Genomic DNA, 13,365 nt, shown 5'->3' on the forward strand with positions numbered 1-13,365 from the left:
GGAACAGCCCGCAAGCATAGAGGCTGTCGGGCGTCCTGAGGTGTGCAACGTGCGCTCGATGTCTGACGACAGTGCCTGCATGCACTAGCTGACGGTGCGGCGTGCGCGATGCGGCATCGGCAACCGGGATGGGATCCGGAGCCAATGGCTGCATCGCTACCTCGCACGCTGCACCCGGGAAAGCGGCTCAGCCGGGGATGAATGGAAACACGATCTTCAACAAGCCCTTCAGACCGCCCTCGGCAGTGCTGGCCACGGCCTTGGCGCCCAGGCTGTTGAGCGCGCGCCGTACGTCTTCCCAACGCACCTGCGCGATGTCCTTCTTCAACAGGTCCGCCACTTCTTCGGCGGTGGGCGTGAGCTTTTGCAGTTCGCGCACGGTGGCCTGCGGATCCGGTTGCAGATAGCCCCAGCGCTCGGCAACTTTCAGCAGCGTGTCGAAGCGTACCGCGACCACTTCGCGATTGCGCTCGTACACCGGCAAGGCACCCACATCCAGGATGGCCTGTTCGAATTGCTGCGCATCGTCCGGGTGCTCGATGCGTACCGCCAGAAAGCCTTCCTTGCGGCTACGCTCGCTGACGTGCTTGGCACCGGAGCGCAGGTTGTCTTCGGTGAGCACGTTGGCGACGATGCGCTGCATTGCCGCGTCGCCTTCCTCGGGTACCAGCGAGCGCCAGCGCGCATAGCCGTCGCGACGCAGCGCCTTGACCTTGGCCGAGGTCACCCGCAGCTGCAGCGCGACCATCGCGTTGGAGCTGTTGCGTGAGATCGCGCCGTCGCGTTCGAGCAGCACGAAGATCAGCAATTCCAGATCGCGCTTGGTCAGCGATTGGAACCCCTGCAGCAGGGTCAGGCGCAGGAATTCGTTGCCGAAGGCAGCCGCGTCCTTGAGTTCGATCGGTTGCATGGGGAGTCCTCCACGGGTGACCTGCAGGATGCCAGGACGCTGTTGCGCGACCTGAGAACCGTTGCGACGCGCGCAGCAGTTTCAGCGTCCGGTTTCGCGGCCCGGACGATCGGACCTGAACGTTTCAACTGCGCCACGATCCTGCAAGGTGACGAACACCTGTTTGCCATCGGTGCCGCCGAACGCGACGTTGCTGGCCTTGCGGCCTTTCAACGCGACCGTGCGCAGCAACTTGCCCTGCGGCGAGACCACCGCGATCTGCCCGGCATCGTAGCGGGCGATATAGAGGTTGCCGTCGGCATCGCAACGCATGCCATCCATGCCGAAGTCCGGGAAGCTGATCAGCAGGCGCTTGTTGCGCAGGCCGCCGTCGACGCGGTCATATACCCACACCTTGCGCGACATGCTTTCGTTGACGTAGAGATGCTTGCCGTCGGGGCTGACGTCCAGCCCGTTGGGCGTGGTCATGCCCGATTCCATCAACGCGACGACGCCCTCGCGGCTGATGTGCCACAGGCGGCCGCTGTTGTCCTTCCAGTTCGGGTCGCTTGCATAGAAGCTGCCATCGGGCGCAATCGCCAGATCGTTGGGGCCGTCGGCGTCGGGCAGCGAGGCGAAGGTGCTGACCGCACGCGTCTGCAGGTTCACCTGCAGGATCTTGTGGCCGGTGAAGTCGGCCACGTACATCGTCCCGTCGCGGAAGCGGATGCCATTGCCGGTACTGCCCTCGGGCAGAGTCACGAAGACCTCTGCCTTGGCGCTGCCATCGGCGTGCAGGGCAATGCGCGCGATGGTGCCGTCCTTGCCCAGATTCACCGCATAGAGCGCGCCATCCGGTCCGGCGGCAGGACCTTCGGCATTGTGGGTGAAGGCGCCGTCGCCGATCAGGTCGCGCGCAACGAAGGGCGCATCGGCAGCGGTCGCCAGCGAGCTGGACAACAGCAACGCCAACGGCAGGAAACGGCGGCGGACGACAGCGGTCATGCGGCATGCTCCAGATGGGATCGTTGCCAGTGTGCCAGAACGTGCGCAGCGGCCATGGCGGTGATCACGCACGATCAAGTAAGGTGCCCGGGCAGCATTGGCCGACGAGCGACCAACAGCAGCACTGCGCCCATCTGCGGGCAGTGTGAGTGGGCGCGGTGCGGCATGTACCCACTGACACTCCGTGCGAGTGTGTCGTCGTCGCTGACGACCGCATGCGATGGTGTCAGCCGCTCTCAATCTTGCCAAGGAGGTTTGCATGTCCGTGGAATCGATCACACGTCGCCGTTTGCTCGCCGCGTTCGGCAGTGCAGGCATCCTGCTTGCTGCGCCCGGCTGGGCATTGCCGAAGAAAAAGCCGGGCAAGCCGCTCAACGTGGCGTTGGCCGGCCTGGGCAGTTATGCCAGCGAACAGCTCGCGCCGGGCCTGGCATTGACCAAGCATTGCAGGCTGGCCGGCATCGTCACCGGCACGCCCGCGAAGATTCCGCAGTGGCAGGCCAAGTACGGTATCGCCGACCGCAACGTCTACAACTACGAGAACTTCGACCGGATCGCCGACAACGACGACATCGACGTGGTGTACATCGTCACGCCGACCCATCTGCATGCGCCGCTGACGCTGCGCGCGGCGGCGGCCGGCAAGCACGTCTGGTGCGAAAAGCCGATGGCGATGCATGCCGGCGAATGCGAGGCGATGATCGCGGCGTGCAAGCGCAACAAGGTGGCGCTGACCATCGGTTACCGCATGCAGCACGAACCCAACACGCGTCGCCTGATCGCGATGGCCAGCGAAAAACCGTTCGGCGCGATGCAGCGTGTGCGCGCCGAGGCCGGGTACAACGGCTATCACGATGCGACCAAGGCCGATCGTCCGTGGCGCTTGCGCTCCCAGTTCGGCGGCGGGGCGATGTACGACATGGGCGTGTACCCGCTCAACGCCGCGCGCTACACGGTGGGCAGCGAGCCGTTGGCCGTGACCGCCAAGCGCTGGACCGATCGCCCCGAGCTGTTCGACGAAGTCGACGAGCATATGGACTTCACCCTGGAATTTCCGAACGCGGTGCGTGCCGAGTGCAAGACCAGCTTCGGCAACAACATGAATGTGCTGCGTGCCGAATGCGAACGCGGCTGGTACGAGTTGTCGCCGTTCCAGAGCTACCAGGGCGTGACCGGCAAGGCCAGCGACGGGCGCGTGTTCGACGCCAAGGTGCCGCACCAGCAGGCACTGCAGATGGACGAGGACGCGCTGGCGATCATCAACGGCACCCCGCTGCGTGCGCCCGGCGAAGAAGGCCTGCGCGACATCCGCATCGTCGATGCGATCTACCGCTCGGCCCGCGAGGGCAGCAAGCGAATCGTGCTCTGATCGCGCCTAAGCTCCGTCAACCGACGGAGCTGCCCGCCGAAGCGAAGCGAGCAGGCTGGCGCGCACCAGCCTGCCACGATGAAATCCCCAAGGGCCGTGCAGTCGACTACCAAAAAGCGGCTACCCAGCAATCACGCCGGATTGCCATCAGTGCGACTGGCGCAGGTGAATCACCACACCAGCTCCCGCGATACCCGCCAGCACCCACCGCAATAACAACGCCACCAATCCGCGCTTTTACGATTCCCGAATCCCGAATCCCGAATCCCAGCTCTTACGATTCCCCAATCCCGATTCCCGATTCCCCGCTCTCAACCCCGCATCGCCAACACCGTGATCTCCTCACGATCGTGATACAGCTGCTTGGCACGCACGATCAGCGATTTCTCGGCCTGCTGCTCGAACAGGTCCAGGCACAGGCGGGTCTCGTCCCAGCGCTTTTTCATCGGCAGCTTGAGGTTGAAGATGGTGTTGCGGCACCAGCCTTCGCGGATCCAGGTGGCCATGCGTTCGGCCACGCGGCGCGGCTGCTCGACCATGTCGCAGACCATCCAGTCCAGTGCCTGCGCAGGCTTCCAATGGAAGCCGTCGGCGCGCAGATGCTCGACCAGGCCTGTCTCCAGCACGTGCTCGCGTAGCGGGCCGTTGTCGACGCTGGTGACATGCACGTGCTGGCGGGTGAGCACCCAGGTCCAGCCGCCGGGGGCTGCGCCCAGGTCGGCGGCGCGCATGCCGGGCTTGACCAGCGCTTCGCGTTCGTCCGGCGCGAGCAGGGTGAGCAGGGCTTCGTCGAGCTTGAGCGCCGAGCGCGATGGCGCCTCCGGCAACAGCTTCAAACGTGGAATGCCCAGAGGCCAGGGCGCGCTGTCGGCACTGTCGGCCACTGCCAGCAAGGCGTGGTCGCCATCGAGAAAACAGATATGCAGCCGTGCCAGGCGCGGCTGCGGCTTGTCGGTGAGCAGGCCGGCCTTGCGCAAGGCCGGACGCAAGGCGTTGCCGAAGCTGCGTGCCAGCCCTGCCAGCGGCTTGCCCGCGTCCGAATCCGGGTGTTCCACCCACAGATCGCCGAAACGCGGCTGGCCTTCCAGTGCGGCCAGGATCGGCGTGATGCGGTCCTTGGGGTCGATGCCCTTGAGTTCGGCAATCACCACCAGCTTCTGCCGCGCGAAGATCAGCTCGCGCCAGTGCAGCTTGGCAGCCAGTTGTGCGGCCTCATCGCAGACGAACAGCACATAGCCGTCGTTGCGTTGGGTACGCGCATAGCCGGCGATGCCGACGAATGCGGCGCGCGCGCTCAACTCGGCGGCCAGCTCCGGCTCGAAGCCCTGGCGGCAGTAACACAGCAGGCCGCTCATCGCAGTGCCTGGCGTGCGCGATCGCTGCGGGGCAGATCAATAATGGTCACCGCCGCCCTCGCCATAGTTGCGCAGTACCGCGCAGGCCTGGTCGCGATGCACGTCGCGCACTACCTCGATGCCGCGGCGGGTGAGCTCGCCCACCCAGTCGGCAGGCAGCGGGCCTTCGTCGAATTCGGTCAGCGCCATCACGTCTTCGGCGCGTGCGCCGATCAGCAGGCGGTCAATGCCGGCCCACACCGTGGCGCCGTAGCACTGGCAGCACGGCTGCGCGGAGGTGGCCAGCGTTACCGGCGACAGCACATCGTTCAGGCGCGGCGTCTGCAGGCGCTGCTGCGCGAGCATGTAGGCCATGTTTTCGGCATGCGCCAGCGAGGTGGTCTGCGGCACCACGCGGTTCACCGCTGCGGCGATGATGCGGTGGTCCGGGCCGAACACGACCGCACCGAACGGGCCGCCGCTGCGCTCTTGCACATTCATCCGCGACAGTTCGATTGCCAGCGCCACCTTGTCCTCGTCGCTGGGATAGGCGCGGCTGTCGTCGACATGCGCGTGGATCCAGTCGGGCAGCGTGAGGTGGACTTGCGCGTAAAGCATCAGTGGACCATTTCTGTAGAGGGGGGAGCGGGGCGCAGTGTATCGGCCTGGGCGTCCTTTGCGGCACATTGCCCGGCCACGCACTGGCAGGCGCTGATCTCGCGGAAGCCGCACACGCTCATCATGCCGCTGGCCTGGCACTGCGCCATCACGCCTTTGGGGTCGGTGGCACTGTTGACGTTGACGCAGGCCGGGAAGGCGCCGCAGCAGTTGCCCACGTTCTTCACCGTGCAATCGGCGTCGGTGCGGCAGGTGGTGGTCACGGTGACCGGTTTGCCGGTGGCCGGGCCGCTTGCCGAGTCGGTCGCCGGAGGCGGCGCGGCGGTATCGGCCGGTGGTGCGGCCACGCAGCCGATCGACACCAGGCAGGCCAGCAGCAACAGCGTGCTCAGACACCGGGACAAAAGACGGGACATGCGGCCGCTCCGATCAGGACAGGTGAGCGGCCATGGTAAGCCCCGGATGCGCGGAATGTGGCGCGCGCTGGATCAGCTACGGAAAAGCCCGCGATCCAGGCCCTGCACGCGTTGCGGCTGACAACCCTGGCCGGGGCGCGGCGGGTGACCGCAACACGCCTGCAGTTCACCGCAGTCAACGCTGTCTGCGCAGCGCCCGCTGGCAGCGCGTGGCAAGGTCCAGTTGCTGCATGCTTTCGTCGCGGCGATCGCTGGGCAGATCGTCATCTGGCCGGCCCGGAAGAAGCGTGCAGAACACCTCGGCCGGGGTCACCGCGTTCGAGACCGGTGGCTGCGGCGAGCAGGCCGCCAGGCCGAACGACAGGGAAAACACCGCGCTGCGCAGCGTGTTTGCAGGCGGGCGTGGACATGGTTGTGGGAGGCACATGGCGGCGTTGCTGGCGGACACAGCCTGCAATCTAGGCCGCTGCGTGCATCAGGTGCCGGCGTCATTTCGCTTCCGCATGCAGTGCTGCGCACCACAGCACGCCGACCAGCAGGCAGGCGATGGCGGCCAGTTCCAGTGGCGTGGGCAGGCGCATTTCCCAGGCAAAGCCGTACAGCAACGCAAAGATCGTCTCGAATACGATCATCTGGCCAACCAAAGTCAGCGGCAGCACCCGGCTGGCCCGGTTCCACAAGGCGTTGCCGATCACCGAGGCCAGGATGCCCAGCAACAGCGAAATACCCCAGAAACTGGCCCAGTCGATCGGCGCATGTGGCGCGCTGCCGATCAGTGCGGCCGGCGCCAACAACAGCGCCAATGCGCCGGTGACCACACCGGTCAGCAGCGACCAATCGCCACCGGACAGGTCCGGGCGCCGCCGCAGCCAGCGCGCATTGCCGATGGAATAGGCCGACCACGACACCAGTGCACCGACTGCGCACAGCAGGCCGGCGATGCGGGTGGCGCGATCGCTGGCGTGGTGAGCGGCATCGTGCTGCAAGGTGTCCAGGGCGACCAGCGCCACGCCGATGACGCACAACACGCAGGGCGCGGCCAGGCGTCGCAGTTGCACCGCGCCTGCGGCCCGCGTGCCGATCACGGTGACCACCACCGGCAGCAGGCCGATGATCAGTGCGGTCGCCGCACTGCCGGCCCACTGCACCGCGCTGCTGAGCAGCACGTAGTAGATCAGGTTGCCCAGCAGGCTCAGACGCACCAGCGCCCACCATTCGGTGCGCCCCAGCCGCGCAGCGGTCTGGCGCGCGCGCGGTGCCAGCACCAGGGCTGCGACCGCGCCATACGACAGGTAACGGGCCACGGCCAGTTGCAACGGCGTAAACGCCGCCAGCAATTGCGGCGCCAGAAACACCAGTCCCCATAACGCACCTGCGCCGATGCCGCAGGCAACACCCACCATCAAGCGCTCACGCATCGTGCTGCTCCTTCATGCCATGCAGCATGCAACGAAGTGCGGCACGCAGTCTCCATTGCGCTTGTTCATCAACTCGGAAGATACCGCTCTGAGGCGCCGTCCCCGCTGGCTGCATCACGCGCGCTGACCACCAGCGATGCGCCGATTACCGCAGGCCTCGCTGCGGCTGCCTGCTGCCGTTCCCGCGCCGGATGGCTGGCATCCGGCGCGGTCTGACTCACTTGGCCCAGGTGTCGCGCAGGGTCACGCTGCGGTTGAACACCGGCGTGGCGGCGCTATGGTCGCGGCGATCGGCAACGAAGTAGCCGGTACGCTCGAACTGGAACGACTGCTCGGGTGCAGCCTGTGCCGCGCTCGGCTCCACATAGCCGCGCACGCTGCGCTTGGACTCGGGGTTGAGATGGTCGCGGTAGGTCTTGCCCTCGGACTCGTCATCGGGCTTCTCCACCGAGAACAGGCGGTCGTACAGGCGGATTTCCGCTTCCACCGCATGTGTGGCGCTGACCCAATGGATGGTGCCCTTGACCTTGCGGTTGGCGCCTTCCATGCCCGGACGCGATTCCGGATCCAGCCAGCCCCGCAGCTCGACGATCTCGCCTGCGTCGTTCTTGATCACCTCGTCCACGCGCGCAATGCCTGCGCCGCGCAGGCGGATCTCGCCGCCGGGCACCAGGCGCTTCCAGCCCTTGGGCGGGACTTCGGCAAAATCCTCGCGCTCGATCCACAGCTCGCGTGAGAACGGCACCTCGCGCGTGCCGAAGGATTCGTCCTTGGGATGGTTGGAAAAGCTCAGCGTCTCGCTGTGGCCTTCCGGCAGATTGGTCAGCACCAGCTTGAGCGGGTCGACTACGGCCATGCGGCGCGGCGCGGCCGCATCCAGATCCTCGCGCAGGCAGCCTTCCAGCACCGAGAAATCGATCAGCGAGTTCTGCTTGCTGATCCCCACCCGATCCACGAACAGGCGCATCGCCGCCGGCGTATAGCCGCGCCGGCGCAGGCCCTGCAGCGTGTACATGCGCGGGTCGTCCCAGCCGTCCACCAGCTGTTCTTCCACCAGCGCGGTGAGCTTGCGCTTGCTCATCACCGTGTAGTTGATGTTCAGGCGCGAGAACTCGATCTGGCGCGGCTTGGCGGCCTCGCGCGGCAGGCCCTTGTCCAGCAGCGGCTGCAGCAGCTCCGGATGCGCGGCCAGGTCCACCTTGTCCACGCACCAGTCGTAGAGCGGGCGGTGGTCTTCGAATTCCAGCGTGCACAGCGAATGGGTGATGCCTTCCACCGCATCGCCCAGCGAATGCGCGAAGTCGTACATCGGATAGATCGGCCACGCATTGCCGGTGTTCTGATGCTCGACATGCTTGATGCGGTACAGCGCCGGGTCGCGCAGGTTGATGTTGCCGCTGGCCATGTCGATCCTGGCGCGCAGGGTGCGTGCGCCATCGGGGAATTCGCCGGCACGCATGCGCCGGAACAGGTCCAGGTTTTCCTCGACGCTGCGCTCGCGGAACGGCGAATTGCGGCCGGGCTCGGTCAGCGTGCCGCGGTATTCGCGCACCTGCTCGGCGGACAGGTCGCAGACGAAGGCATGGCCGTCGCGGATCAGTTTTTCCGCGGCCAGGTAATACACCTGGAAATAATCCGATGCGTGGCGCAGCTGCGCCCACTCGAACCCCAGCCAGCGCACGTCGTCCTGGATGGCGACCACGAACTCGGGGTCTTCCTTGGCCGGGTTGGTGTCGTCCAGGCGCAGATTGCACAGCCCGCCGAACTCGGCGGCCAGGCCGAAATCCAGGCAGATCGCCTTGGCGTGGCCGATATGCAGATAGCCGTTGGGCTCGGGCGGGAAGCGGGTGCGGATGACCGTGTGCTTGCCGCTGGCCAGATCCTCGCGGACGATCTGGCGGATGAAGTCTTTCTTCTCCGCCGGGGCGGTGGCGTCGGTGGCTAGGGTCTCGGACATGCGCGCATCAGCAATAGGTAAACCGCAAGTTTAGGCGGTGGCACCGGTTAGGGGTAGGCGGCGTGTCGGGGCCGGCCATCGCGCGCCACCTGCGCGCGGTGGTCCTGCGCGCAAGCGCCTTGCTGCCGGGGCCTGCATGGCTGGCCGCAGCCAGGCCGGCTGCCATCGGCAGGCGGCACAGCGGGCTGGCCGGCACCGCCGCCGGCGCGTACGCTGCGGCGATCCTTCGGAGTGCCCCACGCATGCCTTTGCCCCGCCTGGTGATCGGCGACAAGACCCTGTCCTCCTGGTCGCTGCGCCCGTGGCTGCTGCTGCGGCATTTCCAGGTACCGTTCGAAGAGATCGCGCTGCCGCTGGACACGCCGCAATTCCAGGCCCGCATCGCCGGTTATTCGCCCACCCGCAAGGTGCCGGTGCTATGGGACGACACCCTGCATGTCTGGGATTCGCTGGCGATCTGCGAATACGTCAACGAACGCTGGCTGGATGGCCGCGGCTGGCCGGCCGAGCTGTCGGTGCGGGCGCAGGCACGCGCGGCGGCGGCGGAAATGCACTCGGGCTTTGTGGACTTGCGCACCCAGCTGCCGATGAACCTGGCCCGCGCGCCTGGCCCGGCCCGCTGGGACGCGGCTGCCGAGCGCGACATCACCCGCATCCAGGCGCTGTGGGCCAGCCTGCGCGCCGAACATGGCCATGCCGGGCAGTTCCTGTGCGGCGATTTCGGCATCGTCGATGCGATGTTCGCCCCGGTCGCGCTGCGTTTTGCCAGCTACGGCGTGCCGTTGTTCGAGGCTGCCGGCGATTACCTGGCCGCACTGGATGCGCTGCCGGCACTGCGCGAGTGGAAGCAGGACGCCGCGCGCGAACGCCTGGAGCGCGGCTGACATGCAGATCGCGTATCGCGCCAGTCACATCATCGACGCGCATCTGGCCAAGCACGCGCTGGAGGATGCCGGCATCACCGCTTTCGTGTTTGGCGAGTCGCTCTTGGGCGGTGCCGGGGAACTGCCTGCCTTCGGCGTGCTGCAGGTCTGCGTGGCCGACCTGCACCTGAGCCAGGCACAGGCGGTACTGGCAGAGATCGGCCTGTGCGGCGAGGTCACCCGCGCGCTGTAGCGCAGCGCCCGTCGCAGGAGCGCACCCGGGCGCGCCGAGGCGGTGCCGATAAACGCCACGTCGCGCCCGGCGGCGCTTCTGCGCTGGTGTTATCGGCAAAGCTCCGGTCGCGCCCGGGTGCGCTCCTACGATGTGCGCGCGTCATTCCGGCTGGCGCCACCCTGGCGGCGCCGCATCCGGTGCGGCCAGCGCCCGCAGGCGTTTGAACAGCACCGTGGTTTCGGCCACGTTCCAGACCCGCAGCGCGACCTCGAAAGTGTCCAGCGGCTTGGTCAGGAAGTCCTTGGCGCCCAAGCCCAGGGCGCGATGGCGCGCGCTGCGGCTGGGGTCGGCGGTGAGCACGATCACCGGCAGGAAGTGACCGGGATCGGACAGCCGCGCCAGCTGTTCCAGCAGTGCATAGCCGTCGAGTTCCGGCATCTTCAGATCCAGCAGGATCAGGTCCGGCGCGAATGCCGACACCAGCCCCATCACCCGCAATGGGTCGGTGGTGGCGATGACCTGCTGGAAGCCCTCGCGCTGCAGCAGGTCTTCGAGCAGCCGCACATTGGCCGGCTCGTCGTCGACGATGAGGATGCGGGAACCCAGGATTTCGTCGCGTGTCATGCCAGCAGCCCGTCGATCACAGTGAAGAATTCCGCCACATCGAGCGGCTTGGTCAGATACGCGCGCACGCCCTGATTGCCGACGCGCGCCAGGGTAGCGGTGGTGGCATCGGCACTGATCACCACCACCGGCACGCCGGCGGTGGCCGGCTGCGCCTGCAGCTCGCGCAGCAGTTCTTCGCCGTTGCCGTCGCTCAGATGCAGGTCCAGCAGGATCAGATCCGGCACGCCGTGCTGCAGCAGCGCGCGCGCCTGCGCCAGGCTGGCCGCTTCCAGCAGCTGCCATTGCGGGCGGCGTTCGCTGAGGGTGCGGATCAGGGCTTGGTTGGAGGGGTTGTCTTCGATGCTCAGCAGCCGGCACACGCCCGTGCCCGCGTTACTCGGCGGCACGATGGCGCGTGCCGGCTCGCTGCGTTGCGGTTCGCCCTGCGGCAGCGAGATCCAGAAGCGCGCGCCATCGCGGCTGCTGTCCACGCCGATGCGCCCGCCCATCGCCTCGATCAGCCGCTTGCTCAGGGCCAGGCCCAGGCCGGTGCCTTCCACCGCCGAGCGCTCGGCACCTAGCCGCTCGAACGGCGTGAACAGCCGCTCGATCTGCGCCGGCGTCAGGCCCGCGCCCTGGTCGGCGACCGTGATGCGCACCTGCTCGCCATCCGGCCGCGCGCTCACCTGCACCTGGCCGCCGGTGCGATTGAACTTGACCGCGTTCGACAGCAGGTTGAGCAATACCTGGCGCAGTCGCTGCGCATCGGCGCGCACCGTCCACGGCCCGTCGATGGCAGCCGGCTGCAGCGCGATGCCGTGCTTGTCCGCATCCGGTGCGATCAGGCCCAAGGCCTCGTGGACGGCAGCGCGCACCGAGATCGGCTCCGGGCTCAGATCCAGTTGGTCGGCTTCGATCCTCGCGATGTCCAGCAGCTCGGTGATCAGCCCCAGCAGGTGCCGGCCTGCGCCGAGAATATGCTGCAGATGACGGCGATGCCCGGGCTCGGGCAGATCCATTTCCAGCACCTGCGCATAGCCCAGGATCGCGTTGAGCGGCGTGCGCAATTCGTGGCTGCTGCGCGACAGGAATTCGGTCTTTGCGCGGTTGGCGGTTTCTGCCTCGCGCCGTGCCAGTTGCGCTTCGGCGGCACGTGCGGCCAGCAGTTCGCTGGCCTGCGCCAGGCGCTGGCCGACCTGGCCCAACTCGTCGCCGGCGCGCGGCTGCGGCGCCAGCGGCAGGCCTTCGCCCAGCCGGTCGGCATTGGCGGCCAGCGTGCGCAGGCGCCCGGAAAGCGCCGAGGCGAACCACGCCACCGCGAACACCGCGCCCAGGCCGCCCAGCATCGCCGCACTTAAAGTGATGATGAGATTGCGCTGGCGCAGCCCCTGCGCCTTGGCGGTACGTAGCTGCAATTGCGCGGTTTCGTAATTGCGCAGTTCGCGCAGTTCGGCACGCAGGATGTCGAGCTTGTACTTGCCGTCCCACAGCTGGCGGATCTCTTCTTCGCGGCTCAGATCCGGTGCCAGCAACCGGCGCCACCCCTGCATTTTTTCCGCAAACAACGGTTTGATGCGCGCAAACCGTTGCGCCTGCCCCGGGTCGGTGATGCGTTGCGACAGCCGCTCGGCCACCCGTTGCAGGCGCGGCTCGGCATCGCGGTACGGGGTAAGGAATTCATCGCGGCGCACCAGCCGATACCCGCGCACGCCGGCCGCGGTTTCGGCCAATAGCGCGTGTGCTTCGTACAGATCGCTCAACACCTCCAGCGTCTGCCGCACATCGTTTTCGGCGGCGATGTTCTGCCGCTCCACGCTGTAGATCGCCATCAGGGCCACCGCCAGCAGCAGCAGGGGCAGGGTCACCACCGCCAGGCTCTTGCGGGTGATCGGCCAATCGTTCCAACGCACCGCCATTGCATTCATAGCGCGAGTCCGGCTTGGACCGCGTACACCGCGGCCTGGGTGCGATCTTTTACCTCAAGTTTCTGCAGGATTCGCTCCACGTGCACTTTGACCGTGCCGGGAGAAATCCCCAGTTCAGCTGCCAGCGTCGCATTGGTGAGGCCGCGCGGCAGCAGGGACAGCACCTGTTTCTCGCGCTTGCTGAGCGCGGTGAGGCGGTCGTCCTGCACCGGCTTGCGCCGACGCGTGGCGAGCGGTCTGGCCGGTTCGGCCACCATCGCCGGCAGCAGCAATGCGAAGGCCTGCAGCGCCTGCACATCGTCGTTGCCGGGGGCGGGACGGGTGTCGTTCCAGGCCACGCACAGCATGCCAAGGGTGCTGCCCAGCGCCTGGATCGGCACCTTGGCCTCGCGGATATCGGCCGGGCGCGGTGGCATCAGCCAGGCCGCTTCATGGCTGTCGCCGGCTGCGCTGGCACCGGGCGGCAATGCGCGGCCCCGGCTGGCCAGCACCTGCGCGCGCGGCCCGCGCTGTGCCAGCACCGCGCCATCTTCCAGGCCCAGCAACAGCAGCACCCGGCCCAGTACCGCGTCGCAGGTCTGTTCCGGCGTCTGTGCCTGACGCAGCGCCACCGCGACTTCCCAGAGCGCCTGCCAGCGTGCGCTGTCGGATGCTTCGCGGCGTAGCGTCAGGCGCCAATCGCCAGCATTGGTAGGGGTTTCCATGAGTTCGCTCTAGGCCGATCAGCATA

The 13,365-nt window shown here is 67.2% G+C and carries 14 protein-coding genes; 3 read left to right on the top strand and 11 right to left on the bottom strand.

Annotation, left to right across the window (positions count from 1 at the left end; genetic code table 11):
* Positions 1–187: 187 nt before the first annotated feature.
* Both ABQ137_RS04845 and ABQ137_RS04850 read right to left on the bottom strand, forming a co-directional pair.
* Positions 188–910, bottom strand: a complete 723-nt coding sequence (locus tag ABQ137_RS04845; protein ID WP_016900745.1) for a hypothetical protein — start codon at positions 908–910, stop codon at positions 188–190.
* An 81-nt stretch (positions 911–991) separates the two neighbouring features.
* On the bottom strand, positions 992–1,894 hold the full coding sequence (locus tag ABQ137_RS04850) for an SMP-30/gluconolactonase/LRE family protein (RefSeq protein WP_126966997.1): 903 nt from the start codon (positions 1,892–1,894) through the stop codon (positions 992–994).
* A gap of 259 nt (positions 1,895–2,153) precedes the next feature.
* Between ABQ137_RS04850 and ABQ137_RS04855 the strand changes: the two genes are divergently transcribed.
* Positions 2,154–3,263 carry a Gfo/Idh/MocA family protein gene (locus tag ABQ137_RS04855; RefSeq protein WP_046345768.1) on the top strand — a complete coding sequence of 370 codons (1,110 nt, stop codon included), beginning with the start codon at positions 2,154–2,156 and terminating at the stop codon, positions 3,261–3,263.
* Positions 3,264–3,574: 311 nt separating this feature from the next.
* Here the strand turns inward: ABQ137_RS04855 and rlmM are convergent, their stop codons facing one another.
* The 6 genes from rlmM to ABQ137_RS04885 form a co-directional block, all read right to left on the bottom strand.
* Positions 3,575–4,618: a 23S rRNA (cytidine(2498)-2'-O)-methyltransferase RlmM gene (gene rlmM / locus ABQ137_RS04860; protein ID WP_039530562.1), complete on the bottom strand. Its 1,044-nt coding sequence runs from the start codon at positions 4,616–4,618 to the stop codon at positions 3,575–3,577.
* 36 nt (positions 4,619–4,654) lie between these two features.
* Positions 4,655–5,215, bottom strand: coding sequence for a nucleoside deaminase (locus ABQ137_RS04865; protein WP_024938261.1), 561 nt, complete (start codon positions 5,213–5,215; stop codon positions 4,655–4,657).
* On the bottom strand, positions 5,215–5,631 hold the full coding sequence (locus ABQ137_RS04870; protein WP_080689359.1) for a hypothetical protein: 417 nt from the start codon (positions 5,629–5,631) through the stop codon (positions 5,215–5,217). The genes ABQ137_RS04865 and ABQ137_RS04870 overlap by 1 nt, the downstream gene beginning before the upstream one ends.
* A gap of 175 nt (positions 5,632–5,806) precedes the next feature.
* Complete coding sequence (locus tag ABQ137_RS04875; protein ID WP_144422643.1) at positions 5,807–6,079, bottom strand: hypothetical protein; 273 nt, start codon at positions 6,077–6,079, stop codon at positions 5,807–5,809.
* Between the two features lie 40 nt (positions 6,080–6,119).
* Positions 6,120–7,049: a DMT family transporter gene (locus ABQ137_RS04880; protein WP_046345772.1), complete on the bottom strand. Its 930-nt coding sequence runs from the start codon at positions 7,047–7,049 to the stop codon at positions 6,120–6,122.
* 217 nt (positions 7,050–7,266) lie between these two features.
* On the bottom strand, positions 7,267–9,006 hold the full coding sequence (locus ABQ137_RS04885) for a glutamine--tRNA ligase/YqeY domain fusion protein (RefSeq protein WP_349781381.1): 1,740 nt from the start codon (positions 9,004–9,006) through the stop codon (positions 7,267–7,269).
* 242 nt (positions 9,007–9,248) lie between these two features.
* Here ABQ137_RS04885 and ABQ137_RS04890 point away from each other — a divergent pair, with 242 nt between their 5' ends.
* Together ABQ137_RS04890 and ABQ137_RS04895 are read left to right on the top strand one after the other, a co-directional pair.
* Complete coding sequence (locus ABQ137_RS04890) at positions 9,249–9,890, top strand: glutathione S-transferase family protein (RefSeq protein WP_102254739.1); 642 nt, start codon at positions 9,249–9,251, stop codon at positions 9,888–9,890.
* A 1-nt stretch (position 9,891) separates the two neighbouring features.
* The gene (locus ABQ137_RS04895) at positions 9,892–10,122 is read left to right on the top strand and encodes a putative signal transducing protein (protein ID WP_016900736.1); all 231 of its coding nucleotides are present in this window, start codon (positions 9,892–9,894) and stop codon (positions 10,120–10,122) included.
* 141 nt (positions 10,123–10,263) lie between these two features.
* On the opposite strand, the gene ABQ137_RS04900 is transcribed toward ABQ137_RS04895, so the two are convergent.
* Genes ABQ137_RS04900 through ABQ137_RS04910 form a run of 3 tightly spaced genes read right to left on the bottom strand, consistent with a single transcriptional unit; the run spans position 10,264 to position 13,339 of the window.
* Positions 10,264–10,728, bottom strand: coding sequence for a response regulator (locus ABQ137_RS04900; protein ID WP_024938256.1), 465 nt, complete (start codon positions 10,726–10,728; stop codon positions 10,264–10,266).
* A complete protein-coding gene (locus ABQ137_RS04905; protein WP_184516275.1) occupies positions 10,725–12,635 on the bottom strand; it encodes an ATP-binding protein in 1,911 nt (636 codons plus the stop codon). The genes ABQ137_RS04900 and ABQ137_RS04905 overlap by 4 nt, the downstream gene beginning before the upstream one ends.
* A complete protein-coding gene (locus ABQ137_RS04910; protein ID WP_184516277.1) occupies positions 12,632–13,339 on the bottom strand; it encodes a helix-turn-helix transcriptional regulator in 708 nt (235 codons plus the stop codon). The genes ABQ137_RS04905 and ABQ137_RS04910 overlap by 4 nt, the downstream gene beginning before the upstream one ends.
* Between the last annotated feature and the right edge of the window lie 26 nt (positions 13,340–13,365).

The organism is Xanthomonas sp. WHRI 8393 (assembly GCF_040203315.1).
Lineage (GTDB): Bacteria > Pseudomonadota > Gammaproteobacteria > Xanthomonadales > Xanthomonadaceae > Xanthomonas > Xanthomonas arboricola.